At 37.4% G+C, this 15,768-nt stretch carries 15 protein-coding genes; 1 reads left to right on the plus strand and 14 read right to left on the minus strand.

The window, feature by feature from the left end:
• From ACHBHN_RS10400 to ACHBHN_RS10465, 14 genes are all read right to left on the minus strand, one after another.
• On the minus strand, nucleotides 1–342 hold a 342-nt coding region (locus ACHBHN_RS10400; protein WP_394734048.1), incomplete at its 3' end, for a T7SS effector LXG polymorphic toxin.
• Nucleotides 343–351: 9 nt separating this feature from the next.
• The gene (locus ACHBHN_RS10405; RefSeq protein WP_044693342.1) at nucleotides 352–636 is read right to left on the minus strand and encodes a TIGR04197 family type VII secretion effector; all 285 of its coding nucleotides are present in this window, start codon (nucleotides 634–636) and stop codon (nucleotides 352–354) included.
• 5 nt (nucleotides 637–641) lie between these two features.
• Nucleotides 642–1,076, minus strand: coding sequence for a DUF5082 family protein (locus ACHBHN_RS10410; protein ID WP_394734049.1), 435 nt, complete (start codon nucleotides 1,074–1,076; stop codon nucleotides 642–644).
• Between the two features lie 2 nt (nucleotides 1,077–1,078).
• Nucleotides 1,079–1,408 carry a DUF4176 domain-containing protein gene (locus ACHBHN_RS10415; protein ID WP_105137954.1) on the minus strand — a complete coding sequence of 110 codons (330 nt, stop codon included), beginning with the start codon at nucleotides 1,406–1,408 and terminating at the stop codon, nucleotides 1,079–1,081.
• A 12-nt stretch (nucleotides 1,409–1,420) separates the two neighbouring features.
• The gene (essC, locus tag ACHBHN_RS10420; RefSeq protein ID WP_394734051.1) at nucleotides 1,421–5,791 is read right to left on the minus strand and encodes a type VII secretion protein EssC; all 4,371 of its coding nucleotides are present in this window, start codon (nucleotides 5,789–5,791) and stop codon (nucleotides 1,421–1,423) included.
• Between the two features lie 12 nt (nucleotides 5,792–5,803).
• Nucleotides 5,804–6,946 (minus strand): type VII secretion protein EssB, encoded by a 1,143-nt coding sequence (gene essB, locus ACHBHN_RS10425; RefSeq protein ID WP_394734053.1) that lies wholly within the window; start codon nucleotides 6,944–6,946, stop codon nucleotides 5,804–5,806.
• Nucleotides 6,947–6,959: 13 nt separating this feature from the next.
• Complete coding sequence (locus tag ACHBHN_RS10430) at nucleotides 6,960–7,202, minus strand: MoaD/ThiS family protein (RefSeq protein ID WP_044693335.1); 243 nt, start codon at nucleotides 7,200–7,202, stop codon at nucleotides 6,960–6,962.
• A gap of 110 nt (nucleotides 7,203–7,312) precedes the next feature.
• Entirely contained in the window at nucleotides 7,313–9,682 is a 2,370-nt protein-coding gene (locus ACHBHN_RS10435; RefSeq protein WP_394734055.1) for an SA1320 family protein, read from the minus strand.
• Nucleotides 9,683–9,685: 3 nt separating this feature from the next.
• A complete protein-coding gene (locus ACHBHN_RS10440) occupies nucleotides 9,686–10,066 on the minus strand; it encodes a DUF1433 domain-containing protein (RefSeq protein ID WP_394734056.1) in 381 nt (126 codons plus the stop codon).
• 10 nt (nucleotides 10,067–10,076) lie between these two features.
• Nucleotides 10,077–10,295 carry a hypothetical protein gene (locus tag ACHBHN_RS10445; protein ID WP_394734057.1) on the minus strand — a complete coding sequence of 73 codons (219 nt, stop codon included), beginning with the start codon at nucleotides 10,293–10,295 and terminating at the stop codon, nucleotides 10,077–10,079.
• On the minus strand, nucleotides 10,296–10,691 hold the full coding sequence (locus tag ACHBHN_RS10450) for a hypothetical protein (protein WP_394734059.1): 396 nt from the start codon (nucleotides 10,689–10,691) through the stop codon (nucleotides 10,296–10,298).
• A 1-nt stretch (nucleotide 10,692) separates the two neighbouring features.
• The gene (locus tag ACHBHN_RS10455; protein WP_394734060.1) at nucleotides 10,693–11,148 is read right to left on the minus strand and encodes a type VII secretion protein EssA; all 456 of its coding nucleotides are present in this window, start codon (nucleotides 11,146–11,148) and stop codon (nucleotides 10,693–10,695) included.
• Nucleotide 11,149: 1 nt separating this feature from the next.
• Entirely contained in the window at nucleotides 11,150–14,422 is a 3,273-nt protein-coding gene (gene esaA / locus ACHBHN_RS10460; RefSeq protein WP_394734061.1) for a type VII secretion protein EsaA, read from the minus strand.
• Nucleotides 14,423–14,486: 64 nt separating this feature from the next.
• Complete coding sequence (locus ACHBHN_RS10465) at nucleotides 14,487–14,783, minus strand: WXG100 family type VII secretion target (protein WP_044693326.1); 297 nt, start codon at nucleotides 14,781–14,783, stop codon at nucleotides 14,487–14,489.
• Between the two features lie 284 nt (nucleotides 14,784–15,067).
• On the opposite strand from ACHBHN_RS10465, the gene ACHBHN_RS10470 reads away from it, so the two are divergent.
• Nucleotides 15,068–15,367, plus strand: coding sequence for a hypothetical protein (locus tag ACHBHN_RS10470; protein ID WP_394734063.1), 300 nt, complete (start codon nucleotides 15,068–15,070; stop codon nucleotides 15,365–15,367).
• Nucleotides 15,368–15,768: the final 401 nt, after the last annotated feature.

The following is a 15,768-nucleotide window of genomic DNA, read 5'->3' on the forward strand; positions in this document are numbered from 1 at the left end:
ATGATCTCGTGACGTCTTCAAGTCAGACTGTAACGTCGTAAAAGTATTCTCTGGCAACTCTGCATGGTTGTTGCTGTCTATGTTATAATAACCATCCTTATAAAGCAAGAGACTAGCGGAGTAATCATTCATCAGATTGATTAATGTCTGCAAGAACGTGCCGTGAACTTCGCTCAGATAAGTCCGAATACTCGTAACTGCTTGACCTTGGAGGTTAGGGTCGTTGATGAAACCTGACATAGCTGTGTTCAGACTAGAAACAGACTCACCCCATGAACCAATGGTTGTCTGGGTGCTAATCTGGAGAGAGGTGATATCGTCGAATTTGATTTTATAGCCCATCATCCCCTCCTAATTTAATCCTGAAAACAAAGCATGTCCAAGAACATTATCTGTGTGAACCAGTTCCTGACCTGTTTGTGAAATCAAAGCAATATCCGTTTCCAAAAGCGAAGCGTAGGTTATGACAAGAGCTGACAGCTCCTTGAACTGTTCCTGATAAAGCTTCATCACTTTAGAGTCTGATGTCGTTTCTGGCAACGTGCTACTGACACCTGCAAGACTTTCTTTTGCGGAAGTAAGGCTAATCACATGACTTCCAAACGCAACATTTGATAACTGTATCGTTCCGAACATGAATTTCACCCCTCTTTCGTATGGAATAGCTTCTCTATCGCATTACTAAGGTTATTGATTTGACTTTGACACCAGCCAATAATCCCATTTTGCTCATTCTTTTGATTCTCTAATCGTGTAATTTCATCACAAATAGCGTCATAATAGGTATTCATTTCTGTTTGAAAATTTCTATAACTTCCTGAAAAGTCATTCCAACTTTTTTGGAAATCATTCTTTTTCTGGCCTTTCCAATCTGGTTGATCTTTTTTCAACATGACAGATACTTTAATATCATTAACATCGCTCTGAATATTACCGATTGATTTTTTTACTGAGCGAAGCCTCTGCAGTTTATCATCAATTGAAGCAATCGTGGTTTTTGCGGATGAAATGCTCGAACGATGCCTATTGACTTGCCCCTGAAGCTGATAAACTTGGTTATAATCAACTTTACCCATTCTTATCCTCCGATGCCATTGACCTCATTTAGTGTAGCAACATCTCCTTTAGGAATATCCGTTGTAGCTAAAATATTAGCAATATTTTCTAACATTATCTCGTTATCATCATCCGTATATCCCTCCTGAACAACCTTTAAGATATCTTCATGGTTAAAGTAGATGAGACTATCCCCCATCAATCCTTCAGGATAGAGACAAGCACCATAATCAAAACGATAGACTTCACCTTTGACTGGTGCCGCAATGACACGAGAAATAATCATCATTTTTTTGGTATTCCCTTTTAAAATAACGACACTTCCTAGTGGTAACATTGTAATTTCTGACATCTTCTGTCCTCTCTATAGTTCTAATAATTGTATAAACTCATACCCTTCTGGGTGTAAGATATAGCCTTGATTTGGTCTCAGAGCTGGTTCGTTATTAATATATGGATAGCGTGTATGGTTCTGATCACTGATTCGCATGCCAAGGAATACTTGTTCCACCATTTGATTAGCCAATTTGACAAAAGTATCGTAGGTATTTGATACCAAGTCTTGATAAGTACCAATCAACAATAAGGTCACACCATGCTGGCTACCTTCGACCAGTAACTGTTTGAAGTCTGCTTCGCTCAAGCCAGATGCCATAGCTGTCGCTGCCACATCTGGAATCAAAATCAACCACTTCGGATAATCTGGACTTGGATTAGATAGGCGTTTCTTGAAGTCATCAATAATAGCTTTCATCACATTTTCAACTTCCAAAGAGCTATCAAAGCGTTGGACTCCTTCAAAGAAGTTTGTTGATAACCGCTGACTAGAATCCAGAATTACCGTATTGTAAACGCCAGATAAGCGGTTCAAATGATATTCCAGCAATTTGTAGTAATTGTTCACAAAAGCAGGGCTATCTGAAGCCATAAGGATTGGACGTTCAAAACTCAAGATAGCTGGCTCAACAGCCTCCCTCTCAAGTCCCAAAACAAAGTCTTGACTCATCGCTAAGCTATCTGCCATAACCTCCTTGGTAACCTTTTCTGGCAACATTGGTATACCAGCTGGAAATGGTCCACTATAGGCTGCGCTCATTGCCTCAACTTCCGTCTTAACTTCCTTAATGTAATCTGTATAGTGTTCACTACTATAAGGTAGTACCATTTGGAATTGGACAATCTCATCAAACTTGGCAATAGCTCGTCCCTTGATTTCGTCCAGTGGAATATTGGAGCGACCAACAACACCAGACAAATCACTCGAATCAAATAAGAAAAGAGAAAGTTTGGTCTTGAAGTTTGATTGTAGCTGCAAACGCATGGCATTGAGGCGAGATAGGGTCACAATTAGATAGATACCAAGTGACGCGCCATCACGAGCAATAACATTTAAGACATCATAGAAGGCATCTGAGAACGGTGCATCCATGACACTATCAAAGCCATCAATCTCGATAAAGATAGTAGGAAAACTATCTTCTGAAAGCTGATTATACTGACTCAAGTTCGTTGCCTTGGCTTTAGACAAGGCGCGCTTACGAGCTTTCACTTCTTTCATCAAGAAGCGAAGAGATTTCATGATTTTCTCTGTCTCATCCAAAGCAAAATAGTCTGCCACATGTGGGAAATCTGATAGCGAAATCAAGCCACTAGTCCCAAAATCATAGAGATAGAAGTGGACCTGTGCTGGCGTTTGTTTTCGCATGACATCTACCGCAAAGTTTTGTAGGAAGGTTGATTTCCCGAAGCCTGGGCTAGAGACTAATAGAATGTGTCCTCGTTGCTCCATATCAAAGTAGAGCGGTGATTGTTCTTGACGCTCTGGGATATCTTGATAGCCCACTAAGATGGATTGAAGATTGTCTGAAGTTCCCCAGTAGTCCTTGAAGTTTACAGAAGCCAAATCTTTGGCATAAACTTTTTCCGCTAATGGTGGTAACCACGGACTAGCTACTTTCGGAATATGGAGACCCTCAAACAGTTCATGCGCTTCTTCCACAATGGCATCCAATTCTGTCGGAACAGCCTTGGTCTCTTTTTGTTTGTTTAGTCCACTCAAGTCTTTATTGATGGCATTGTACTGGCCGCTATCTGTGATTTCGTAGACTGTCATATCACGTTGGACACTATTTCTACCTTCTGGATTATAGTCAGCTCCAGACCAAGCACTTTGGAACAGTTCATAAATTTCATTGTTCCCCACTTGCAAGTAAGCCCGACCAGTTTGAGTAATCTCTGCCGCATCTGGGGTCTTAATAACTTCTCGTGAGTCCGCTACATCTTGTACCTTAAGAGCAATTTTAAACTTGGAGTTGGACCAAATTTGATCATTTACAACCCCACTTGGTTTTTGTGTCGCAAGAATCAGTTTTACCCCAAGAGAACGACCAATGCGGGCTGTAGAAACCAACTCATCCATAAATTCTGGTTGATTCGCCTTCAATTCCGCAAACTCATCACTAATGATCAATAGATGAGGGAGTGGTTCTTTAACCTTACCTTCTTTAAAGAGCTTGGTATACTGATTAATGTGATTGACGTCATTTTCAAGAAAAATTCGTTGACGTTTCTTAAGTTCTGCCTTAATCGAAACAAGTGCTCGATTGGCTTGGTTACCATCTAAGTTTGTAATGGTACCAACGACGTGTGGCAAGTCCGCAAAGAGATTAGCCATTCCTCCACCCTTGTAGTCAATTAACAGAAAGGCTACTTCATATGGGTGATAGTTTACAGCCAAAGATAAGATATAAGATTGTACAAGTTCTGATTTCCCAGAACCTGTTGTACCAGCAATGAGACCATGAGGTCCATGTGCCTTTTCATGAAGGTTGAGGTAGAGAATATCATCTCGACCTCGAACACCTAGTGGAACTGCCATCGTTTGGTATGTTTCATTTTCCTCCCAGCGTTTCAATAGATTCAATTCTTCTACGCGACTCACTCCATACATTTCCAGGAAAGTGATACTATTTGGAATCGAATTACGCAAGGTTTGAACATGATTTATTGCTGCCATATGACGAGCAAAGTTATCCTTTTCTGACAAAGCAATTGCAGGATGGGGGGTGAAGATTTTATTGACATAGACACCATCTTGAAGCAACAAAGTACCTTTTTTATCACCTCGGAAGTCAACAACCGTTTTGACATGTTCAGGCAAACTTTCAATCACTTCTTCTACAAAGATATAGTGAATACCGAGATCTGAAAGATCTTCGTTGATATATTCCATAATATTATGGTCGAGCATGAGGCTCAAGTCTGTAATCAATAAGATATATCTCGGTGTATATACTTTTTCTTTCCCCTTATCCTGCTCACTATCTAGTTTTCGTTCCTTTATGATTTGATATAGTGAGGTCAATAACTGGTCACGAGTCCGCTGGCTATAGACAAATCCTCTACTATTCAGCGCTTTTATCTTTGTATGAGGCAACCAACGACTCCAATTCCATAATGACAATTCCTCCTCTCGAAAAATCGGAATAAACTGAACATCATGATAACTTTGGAAAGTTGCTATTTGCATCATTAATTGCTGAACTTGCTCAATCACGACACGACGGGTACCAATATAACCAATTGGACTTGAAATTGTCGTTGTTATAGGAACGTCTTCTGTTAAGCGATAGTAGCTAAGTAATTCTCGAACTTTCTGACCAGTCTCTTCGTTATATTTTGTTAACTCTGAGTCTGCATAGTCAACTTGAAAACTAGCAGGCACATCACCAAGTCCAATACGATAACTCAAAAAGTCGAAATGGAAAGGTGTTTTCTCATAAATTCGACGGTCTGTTTTCTCAGCCATCTGAAGTATCGTTGATGTATCTGGATTGTGATAAAAAAGAGCTTCTTTTTGTTCACCGCGGTATTGTGCCAAATCTTCATATTTGGTGTCCAAATACTCCATATACTCTTTTATCTTTTTATTCTGAGTTTCTTTATGGGATTTTCTATCTGAAAAATAGGAATGAATGGATGTCCCTATAGTAACCAAAGACATCCCCATCATCATAATGACCATTCCTCCACCCGATGAAAAGAGATAAGTCAGACCTGTAAATACAATCATCGCCAAAGGAGTTAACAACAATTTAATGAGAGATTGTTTTTTTCCTTCATCATCTGTTGGCGCCGAAGCAATTGTAACTTTTCCTTCTGGCTCACGTAAAATAATCCTTGGTGAACGGTGAAAATCACTGGTTCGATCCTCTACTGTCACTTCCGCTAATTCAACCAGTTTGGTTTTTATTGTAAATAGCGTCTGCACTAGTAATACTTGCTTTTGAAAACGAAGTACCAGTCCTTGCTCAAAAAGTAATTCATCATAATCCTGAATGTGATGTTTACCAGTTACAAATTGACCATTTATGTAAAAAGGAATTGTACTTTGGAGATACCGCTTATTCTCCTCTGTTGTTACAACCATTTCTCCATTAAATCCGTCAAGAGAAAGAAGGGCATCCAGTTTCCCAGATAAATGAAAGGTCTTGTCATCTAGCAGATAGTATTTGGTTTCTTCAAACGATAGGAGCGTTATTTGAAGCCCATCTGTTAAGCAAATATCATGCCGTCCACTTGTATAGTATTGTCCTAGTAAATGAACCCCCTCGTGGTCAACAGTTAATACAATTTCATCCTTAGTAGGGATAACAATTTCAGCATCTATACCAAGTTGATAACTCCTCTCCGGATAAAGGGTATAAACGGATTGTTCATAGATTAAATAGTGCATCTTCTTCTCCTTTTATTCCGATTCTGTTAATGCTTGAGTATCCGTTTCAGGAGTCAAATAGGTTTTCTTCAATTCTTCTAACTTACTCTTATAGCTATTTAATTGTTCTGTACGTTTCTCAGCAGATAATTCTGAGTCACGTTGCACCTCATCAATTTTCTTCGTCAAGCCATACATCATTAACTGAGGGTCATCTAAATAACTTGCAATATCCATTGCTTCATCAATTTTTGCTTGACCAATCAAAATCCAATACCGTAAATAATCTTCATTTGATTGAGTGGAAATCTTACTCAATTCAGATTTTTGCTCTTCCGTCAAGGGCTCTGTCATGATAACGGAATAGGCACTAATAAACTTATCATCTTGACTAAGAGATTTAGAGTCCGCATCCTTTATCACCGTCACAACTCCAGAATAGTCCTTATTGATAAACGCCAATCTGAGAGAGGATATCATTTCTTGACGTGGCATCGCAAACAGTAAGAAATAGAGGATTCCTGCAAGGGATACTATCGTAGCAATAGAAACTAAAGCAGTTATGTATTTTAATCGAGAAATATACTTATTTCTAATAAGTGAAAAGTTGTCCGTGATGTCTTGCTTTTCAATGTTGTATTTTTCTAGTAATACTTCCTGAACTTCCTGAAGAGATTCTGCCTGAACAATCGATTCACAGAAAAGATTTCCCTTATAAAATGGTAGTTTACCTGCCATTAATTGATCATAAGTCGCTTTTTTGTCCATCAAAGAGACAATCATAGCTTTAAAGGAAGTTAGAAAGGCAGTATCTGTAACAGCTTCATAGGGAGGGAGCTGTTCTTTTATCCCTCTAAAGATGAAACGAGGCTCCGCATTGCGTGAAAATACAAGACTGTCTGGTGATAATTCGTAAGTGTAAATGGAATCTTCTAAGTCACTGTAAAGCTCCCCAATATTCAGTAAATGACGCAATTTTTCTTGTGCATTCATGCCTTCCAGCAAAGACCAATCATACAACTCCTCTGTCAATTCACTTTCAATAATCAACCGACTTTCTTCTTCAGCTACTTTTTGAGTAACAAAAAGAGGATGATGAGCAGTCAATAAGGCATATGCAACCTCACGATTTCCTTTCACATCCTCAACAACTAATTCACGTTTTTGTGTTTCCATACCTGTCTCCATCTTATAAAGTTTCCAATTGTAGTAATACTCCGTCTTTTAGTAGTTCTAACCGACTCGTACTTGTTAGTATTTGACCAGACTGATGATCTCTAGCACTGGGATTGATTAATTCAAATCCTAAATTATAAGCTTCTGATACAATCTGTAAGAGTTCTTTCAATGTCAAATGAGTTGGTACACGTAAGTCCAGTTCTTGTGACACAAAAGGATTACAATTTAAGCTAATCATGATAAACTCATTCATAAAAAGCCACTCCTCCTAAATTAATTTCACTATTTATTATATCATGAACTTATCAAAAATATACCTTCAGTAGAAAAAATAATAGGAGAAACTATTTTGGTTTCTCCCTATCATGAAGGATTTAAAGAAAAGTTTCTTGCCTGTGGACTAATGACGCCACTAGGCATACTTGGAAGAGTGCTATCTTGATTTCCAAAACATTCTCCAACTAGTTGATTGAAAAAACCAGTTAATGTTCGAACTTGACTTAATTGAAGTGAAAGTGTTGAGATGGCTTCACCGGACATTTGAGAAGTTAAGGTATCAATGACGTAAGACAATTCTTGTCCAATTCTAGCAGTTTGTTGCTGGATGACTTTTTGACTGGCTACAATTTCATCCAAATCAAAGGCAACGTAGACCCCTTCTTCGATGATTGCTTTCAACTGAGGCTTCATGTTTTGTAGATCGCTCTGAGCTGTTTTGGTTATCTCCAATGCCGATACTAATTTTTCAGTTAACGGTTTGATTTCTTTGTTTGCCGTCCTAATCGATGACTTTAAATTGGAATCATATAACCTAGAGAGATTTCCCCAGTACTCCCTCTTCATCTTGAACCCTTTGTCTACCTTGGTCTTCCTATCAATATAAATATCTACTTCAAATGAACTTTTTATTGACGAAACCGACTGATTAAAGTTCTCTAACTGATTTGACCATCTTTCAAGCGAGGACTGAACGGATTGAAAAGCTGTTGAAAATCCAGTTGACACATCCTTTGCATATGTAGCACTTTTTCGTTCGACTTGTTCATCAAATGCTTGTAAGACATCCTTGACATCATCAAAAATACCCGTTTCTTCAAGATATGCTTGATAGGACCTTGGAACATTTTGAATGGTTAACCCCTCAAGACTGCCCCCTGATTGTATCTGACTACCTAGCCAGTCATCCATAGTTTGGAAATGGTCAGCAAGACTCAGCGTCATTCGGGAAACGTTCTCTACAGCCAAGCTTAGCTGAGCCAGATTGGCTTGTTCGATGTTCAAAACCTCCGTTAAGGATTCACTAATCCCATCTTTTTTCCCTTCACGAAGACCTGTTCCTTCAAAGATTATTTCACTTTTCTTTTTGAGGTTCTTAGCCGTTTCTTCTAGAATATCTGATGATTTCAAAACACTTGGTGTTGGGTTAATCAAGATAAAACCACTAGACTGTTCCGAAGAGGCTTGTTGGGACAATGTCTGACTATAAGAGCTAAGGTGACTCAAGGTGCTATTATAAGAAGATAATTCTAAATAAGCTCCTGAGCTAAAATATGCCGGGTGTGGAATAGTATTGCGCAACATTTTTGGAGAGGCTAGCTGTTCAAAAATCGAGCGTTTTGAAACCAGTTGACCCACCGACTCATGCATCCTATAAAACACCTCTGTTAACCGGGTCTCTTTGAAGCGTTGGACAATGCTTTCCTCCACTTTTTGCTTACGAGTTTCAAAGTCACCTTTTATTTTTTCGTTTTTCTCTTGGCAAAGTTGGCAAGCTTTAATCATAGCTGGAATTTCTGTCAGAGCTAACAGATTGAGATTGCTTGATAACATCCTTAGTGTGTCAGGACTAATCTCGATCCTCTGACTACCAGATAGACCAATACCACTACTTGATAGAAATAGATTACGAGGGGTCGTATTAGTCGCTGACAAAGTAATATCTTCTACCCCATCAGAATTAATATCCACCTCTGCATAATAATTTTTCTTATCCACTACTAGCCCGTACTTGTCCACCAAGTTGCCATGCTTATCAAACTGCCAAGTAGAGAGCCCATGATGATGCAAAGAATCAAGTCCCTCAATATCATTTTCTTTGTAAGGGGCAATAGCACGTGCAATTCCAAGTGGATCGCCTCCATAGTTTCCTATCCAATCTTTTTCATTGCGATAGCTAACCAATATGTCAGTATTTGCTTTAGCCCAGGCTATTTCATCCTTAGTTAGCATATTCGAAGGGTTTGGGGCATTAAAGGTTGTCGCAGCCCATTGATTTTTGATGGCGACAAGTTGACCCAGATAGCCCCCTAAGGAATGCCCAGTCGTTCCGATGTTTGCTTGAGGATACTGCTTTTGAATCTTATCCGCAAAGGCTAAGGCGCTATCAACCTGACTTTGAGCCGTTGTATTAACTGAAGTCATGCCTACGGGTATACTCGAAGTGTATATATTAAGTCCGAGAATGACACTATTCACATCTGTCTGAAGGTCTTTTCCATCTCCAAAATTCGTCCCCGCATAGGCGATGGTAATCTGTGTGGTATCTACTTTACCATCTACCACAGGCGCTACAGCCATAGCCTGCATACCGTTGACAGTGTTGTCTTCTACAGCGAGGACTTTGTATTTTTTCCCTAAAATTTTATCTCCTTTTTCAATTGGAAAAGCCTCTTTGCCAATATCTACCGCATAAACCTTGTCAGCAATCCTATTATAATCTTTATGTGTTATCATTCTCTATTCCTCAAAATAAACTTTCTGTATTTTTGAAGTATTTATATCTTCCTCCCCATTTTTCAGATGTAACTCTTTTCCTTTACTTCTAGAAATATGTTCAGTTACATCTATTTCTCCCCCGAATCCATTAAGGCTAAAGGTTATATAATAAATGTCATTAACAATCGCATCACTACTCCATGTATCTGTAGTATTATTCTTTTCAAAATTTATAAACTCAATTTTTTCAACACCTTCATAATTCTGAGCCAAATACTCCACCATTCTATCCTGCTCTTCTTTGTACTTCACTTCTTTATTACTCTCAGTCATTACACATCCTCCTAATATTAAAATTGTGATTGCGACTACTAAACTAATAAAAATTCTTCGTTTTTTCATTTTATATCTCCTAATCACAGTTAACCACTGGAGCAACTGCCATGGCCTGCATGCCGTTAGCCTGATTGTCTTCAACTTGGAGGACTTGGAAGTTCTGTGATAATCCTCTGATATCTCTAGTATCTAATATCTCACCTTTTAAAGGGCTAAACGGTTTGTCAGATTTATTCGTATCTATCCAATAGGAAACATTTGATAGAATCTTACTGTCTTGAGTTGTTGTTAACATTTACTTTTGCTCCCAAAGTTTAATAGTCAAATCATCATTTTGAAGAATTTGTTCAGAATGGACAAGGTCAATATAATCACTTCCATAAGCCCATATCTCATCGGTCTGTTCCTTAACAGAAGCTCCGACTTTCCATTCACTATTATCATTTATGTAAAATTTATATGTAACATTTCCAGTTGCATCGTTTGAAACGACCGGTTCCTGATAAAAGGTAATCGTTGTGATTTCATTTTTATCTGGCGCCAAATATTTTGACGAAAAATCTTTAGCTATCTTTTTTGCAATTTGTCTCTCTTCCTTCAATGTTTCTTTCTGAGAAGTCATACCACACCCTCCTAAAATTAAAATCATTAGTGTTGCTAAAATACTGATAAATAATCGATACTTTTTCATCTTACTGCTTTCCTTTTAGTTTATTACGAAACAATGAGTACAAGGTCACTATCATTCCCAAGACGATTATTAGAAGCATCTGTAAAGATAATCCCGTTTTTTTCTCGGTCAGGGACACTCCATAGCTATCATTGCGATGTACCATCGTCTTAGAAGTAAACAATAGGGGCTGGTAGGTCTCAATGACACTATCTGTCTGGATATCATGTAAAAAGAGACCCTCCTTATCTAATCGATAAGACTGCTCAGCTTCCTCTTGCACTTCAGAAATAGATTTTTCTGTTTCTGATTGAAACAATTTTGCCAAGTCGCTCTCCTGTTCGATATAACTAATTTCAGATTTTTCAGCAGTAGTCGTTAAATTAGCATCTATTTGCAATGAACCATCATTTGCATAAACCAGCTGCCCTCCAAGAAATGACAGGTAAACCAACCCACAAACTAGCCTTTTTATCATCTTAAGACTCCTTTGAAACTTTTCGATAAAGCAAAACTGTCACCCCGGTTAAGCATAATGCTAAAGCAACCAAAAGACTAACAGATATAGAAAGTTCCCCTTGTTGATTAATATAATTACGTATCATTAATTCCAGATAATTTAATGGGGAGAATGACGCAAGAAACTTCGTTGAATATACATAATATGTATCAAATAGTTGAGTTGCTGTACTCAGGTAAAGCATTATCAGTGCTACGCCGATTACGAAGCCAAAACTTTTCAATTTCGCTAATAACAAATTGACACCATAAGTCATATTTATGACAATAAGAGTCATTAAAAAGATAAAGAGGCTTGTCTGACCGATTGAAAAATCTAATTTATAACCTGAAACCAGTGCAAGAATAGCACCTGACAAGAAAGATGAAATAGAGAGGAATAGAACGGGACCTGTCGCATTTTTCCAAGACAGGCGTTGAGTCAACTTAAATCGTTCCTGCAATCCTTGGATATCCGAATGTTGTAAAAGATATGCAATGGCAAGACTAATCAGATACCCAATCAGAATAAGCATTAAGCTGGTTCGATCATCCTGACGTGTTTCCCCGCTTGTTGAACTAGATGCAACCGTCAATACATTTTCAATTTTGGAGGCATCTACAGGATTTGAGAGGTAGTCATAAACAGCTTGATTTTTCTGATTACCTGTCTTTGTATTGCTTAATACAGTTGAAAATTGTTGAAGAAACTCTTCATTGGTCCCATACTGACCTGCCATAATTTCTTGTAATTCATTAACACGAGTGTTCAATGATTCACCATCAGTCTCTAGTGTTGTCACGTCCGTTGAGAGTTGTTGCATGCTGCTTTCAATTGTCTCTGCAACTGCCTGATTGGACTTTGTTTTTTCCATGAGACTTTGGCTTGCAGCCATCAATTCAGTCAGATCAGAATTCATATCCATACTTACAGTGACGATATCCGTATTCTCTCGTTTTTCTGTATCAGTAAATGCTGGCTTATCTTGAAGTGTTTTCTGAATAATTGACGTTTCTTCAATCAAACTTCCCGTTTGTGATATTAAATCCGTAGTTGATGTTCGAAGCCCTTCAATTGAAGCCAATAAGGAGTCAACCTCCGCTAAGCGACTTTCAATCTCATTCAATTCTTCGTCAGAAATTTTTAAATCATCCCTAAATGCCTCAACAGTTGTGGTTTTTATGAGGTTAGTAACGATTGATTTCAAATCATCACTGTTAGCTAAAGAAGCCAGAGACCCTTCTAGCGGTGTAAATGTTGTCGATAAATAACTACCTTGGGTTAAATTCAATCCATAATAAGCTGTCACTACCCCGGAAAGTTGCAGATACTCTTGAACATCTTTGTAAATTTCGCTCGTCATTGACGTCGGATCATAACTCCAATTTGATATCGAGTCTGTCACTTCATAACGTCGCTGTACCATTTTCTTTTCAGTCTCATTCGCCAACGTGATAGTGACAGTTTTTGTTGTATTTGAAGCAGTTGTTGGAGCGGTGGTTTCTGTCGTCTCTGTTTCAGTCACCTCTGTTTCCGTCGCCTCTGTCTCACTAGTTGTAGTTGCAGATGTCGTTTCTGTTGCTGGTACTGGTGTAGATTCTACCTGTGTTTCTCTACTAATTTCTTTTGGTTCTCCTGGTTTGACAACCTCTACTTCCTCTTCTGTTGTGAACGAGAAGGAAACAACGGTAGGTGTTAGTATTGAAAGTTTACTTTGATCTGTGACAGCTAGAGAATAGAAAAACTTCGCTGGTGTATCGTTCGTACTTGAAAAAGATAATTGATAGTGGGTATCACTAACTTTTACGGGATTGAACCCTTCTACAAATAATTGAAAACCACTTGGAACGTGAATATCAACAGTCTTTAGCGTTCCTTCTAGAGTTGGCAAAGCCAGTTCACGACGTTGTTCAACCTGTGATACAATCTGATTTCTTATATGATTCAACGCCTCAGATTCATATGTCGCTGAGACAATTTCTGGTAATGGTAACTTTTCTTTGTTCGCATACCAAACCATAAAAGAATTAACATTCTTCAAGTGCTGTTTATCTGAATTCGATAAGGACAATCCATCGAGTGACTCATCACTATACATTCTGCTCGGCCACTTGGCAATGATCTGTTCAGACATACTTTTATTCAGAGCTGTAATGTAGCTCCCTAATGTTTGATTGGCACTAGATAAAGCAGAACTGTTGTCAGCTAGAGAACTCTCAACAGCTTCAGATATTTTGGAATCGTAGTTTGATAAGGTAGTATCAATTGTAGTATTTAACTCTTTCAATTGAGTCAAAAGTGTTGTAATATCCTCATTATAGGCATTTACTCTATCAGAGGTTTCTTTCCATACAGCTGGTTCATTAAGGTTTGTCGCAATATGATCATTAATTTGATTGAGACTGGTTAAATTTTCATCAACATTTAACTTTGAGATTTGCTCTTCAAAAGCATGAAGATTTTCCTCTCTTGTAAGAATGGACGTTTGCCAAGCTTCTTGGAACGATTTAATCTGTTCTAATTCAGTCTCATATGATTTGTCTACATTGATGATAGAAGTAAATGCATCATTTGAGTTTGACAAATCCTTGTTAAATGCAGAGAAGGTTGATAATAAATCTGTAGGAGAAGTCGCCAAGCCCGTAAACTGTTTAGAATAACGAACCAGCGGATCAACCAATAGCGTATTGTATGAGTTTAAAGCTTTCCCTTCATTTGAAACAACTTCATTAACCTGAGCTTGAGCTGTTTGTAAATTTCCAATGATGCTTGCAAAATAGATATTTATTAAATCTTTATTGAATAAACTTTTGAAATCTACTACAGCTTGCTCGGCTTGCTTTACAGTTAGCTGTTCATCTGATGTTATTTGATATTGAAAATTTGCTTGCTTTGGAGCAGACTGTTCCAAGGCGAGAGCCTCTTCTGAGAATTTGCTTGGTAGAACAATCATCAATTGATATGCATCATTTTCTAATCCTCTTTCAGCAATTGCTCTTGATACAACTTCTACTTCGTAGTTTGTATTTAAATCAAAGGAGTGTAGAAGGATAGTCCCCATATTGAGCACTTGTCCATTATAGGTTGTACCTATATCCTCATTTACTGCTGCAATTTTAAGCGTAGTATTTTGAACAACATTATCCGACGAGGTTGTACTTAATGAATTTGGCTTAATAACCGCAAAGAATGTTATTAGTGTCGCCATTAATAATAAGACAATTCCACTTGCCATCAATGTTTTACGATTCATATTATCTCCTTAATTCCAATATAAAAAGGTTGAGGATTCCACCCCAACCTTACCAGATGTTTTATTATTGAAGACCGAAATTGCGAGACAAATCTTGGTCATTTTGTTGCATTGCTTGAGCTGTCTTGTCGAGCTGTGTATTGATTTGTTGCATCAATTCTGCAAAGTTTTGAACTTTAGGTTTTAATTCATTAAACTGGTTGTCAAAACCTTGGAATGCTGCACCTTCCCACTCAGTACGAAGTGTGTCTTGAAGACGTTGAAGATTGTTCAAAATAGTATTAATATCATTTGACGCTTTTCCGTATTCACGAGCACGAGATTGTAGCGTTTCTGGGGATACACGAATTTGTCCAGACATAGTTTTGTCTCCTTTAACTTTAATGCATTCATTTTACCATAAAAATTATATTTTTACAAGTTTTTTATGATTATTTTTTCATATTTTTAAAACAGCCCATTAATGACACTATAACAATAATTTGTATCAATTTCAGCACGCACACTTCAATCGACCATATTTTTCTTCTCCAATGCACCTTTGAATCATACTTATATATGCCTTATAGTTTAAATCAATACCAAACCAATGTTGATTGGCAATTAGTACAACTTCGTTATCGACACATTACAATTTTCGACTTTATGGCTTTATATTTAGATCAGGGAAATTGTCTAGTGCCCTCCCCTGATTTAGAAAATTTTGAATGTGGTTATTCTGACACTATTTTTTACCACTGTTTGTACAAAAATTCTTTAAAATACCAATTGCTGAAAGTTTTTTCTTCAATATCTGGTCTCGAAAAATATCCTTTAGATAGGTTTAAAAATAATATAGTAATTTATGATGATAGAATAGAATTGGAAAAGACTCACAACTTAATAAATAGTAATTTTTCAACAGAAGAGATAATGAAGCAACTAGTTGTTTCAAAAAAGATTTGAATTTGTACTTTAAAAAGGCGAAACAAAAAAATCCTGACTATAATAGTCAAGAAAATGAAAAAAACTTAACTGAATTAAACTTAGTTAAGTTATTGAAAAGTTTTCAAAAAAATATATCTTAATAACCTACTATAACAGTTTTAACTACTTAAAAAGACAAAACAAGGCATAGCGATTAGTTTATTTAAAAAATCTAATTGCTATGCCTTAATCATTATTAATTAACAAACTTTACTAGGTTAGACTGGGTTAGCAAAGACCTCCTCATATTTGCTTTCATTATACCATAAAAAACGGATAGCGCACCATATTTGGTGCGCTATCCGTTTCAGACTGAAGACAAAGTCGTTAGAATTGTATTTCTAACGGCTTTTTCATATGTAAAGTAGTATAATAGAGTT

Source organism: Streptococcus sp. A22 (assembly GCF_043674215.1).
Classification (GTDB): Bacteria; Bacillota; Bacilli; order Lactobacillales; family Streptococcaceae; genus Streptococcus; species Streptococcus suis_V.

Excerpts from the sequence above, each read along its gene's own strand:
- ACHBHN_RS10455 (WP_394734060.1), bottom strand. The coding sequence starts at position 11,148 with ATGATAAAAAGGCTAGTTTGTGGGTTGGTTTACCTGTCATTTCTTGGA.
- ACHBHN_RS10465 (WP_044693326.1), bottom strand. The coding sequence starts at position 14,783 with ATGTCTGGACAAATTCGTGTATCCCCAGAAACGCTACAATCTCGTGCT.
- essC (WP_394734051.1), bottom strand. The coding sequence starts at position 5,791 with ATGCACTATTTAATCTATGAACAATCCGTTTATACCCTTTATCCGGAG.
- ACHBHN_RS10435 (WP_394734055.1), bottom strand. The coding sequence starts at position 9,682 with ATGATAACACATAAAGATTATAATAGGATTGCTGACAAGGTTTATGCG.
- ACHBHN_RS10405 (WP_044693342.1), bottom strand. The coding sequence starts at position 636 with ATGTTCGGAACGATACAGTTATCAAATGTTGCGTTTGGAAGTCATGTG.
- ACHBHN_RS10440 (WP_394734056.1), bottom strand. The coding sequence starts at position 10,066 with ATGAAAAAACGAAGAATTTTTATTAGTTTAGTAGTCGCAATCACAATT.
- essB (WP_394734053.1), bottom strand. The coding sequence starts at position 6,946 with ATGGAAACACAAAAACGTGAATTAGTTGTTGAGGATGTGAAAGGAAAT.
- ACHBHN_RS10415 (WP_105137954.1), bottom strand. The coding sequence starts at position 1,408 with ATGTCAGAAATTACAATGTTACCACTAGGAAGTGTCGTTATTTTAAAA.
- ACHBHN_RS10430 (WP_044693335.1), bottom strand. The coding sequence starts at position 7,202 with ATGAATGAGTTTATCATGATTAGCTTAAATTGTAATCCTTTTGTGTCA.
- ACHBHN_RS10450 (WP_394734059.1), bottom strand. The coding sequence starts at position 10,691 with ATGAAAAAGTATCGATTATTTATCAGTATTTTAGCAACACTAATGATT.
- ACHBHN_RS10445 (WP_394734057.1), bottom strand. The coding sequence starts at position 10,295 with ATGTTAACAACAACTCAAGACAGTAAGATTCTATCAAATGTTTCCTAT.
- esaA (WP_394734061.1), bottom strand. The coding sequence starts at position 14,422 with ATGAATCGTAAAACATTGATGGCAAGTGGAATTGTCTTATTATTAATG.
- ACHBHN_RS10470 (WP_394734063.1), top strand. The coding sequence starts at position 15,068 with ATGGCTTTATATTTAGATCAGGGAAATTGTCTAGTGCCCTCCCCTGAT.
- ACHBHN_RS10410 (WP_394734049.1), bottom strand. The coding sequence starts at position 1,076 with ATGGGTAAAGTTGATTATAACCAAGTTTATCAGCTTCAGGGGCAAGTC.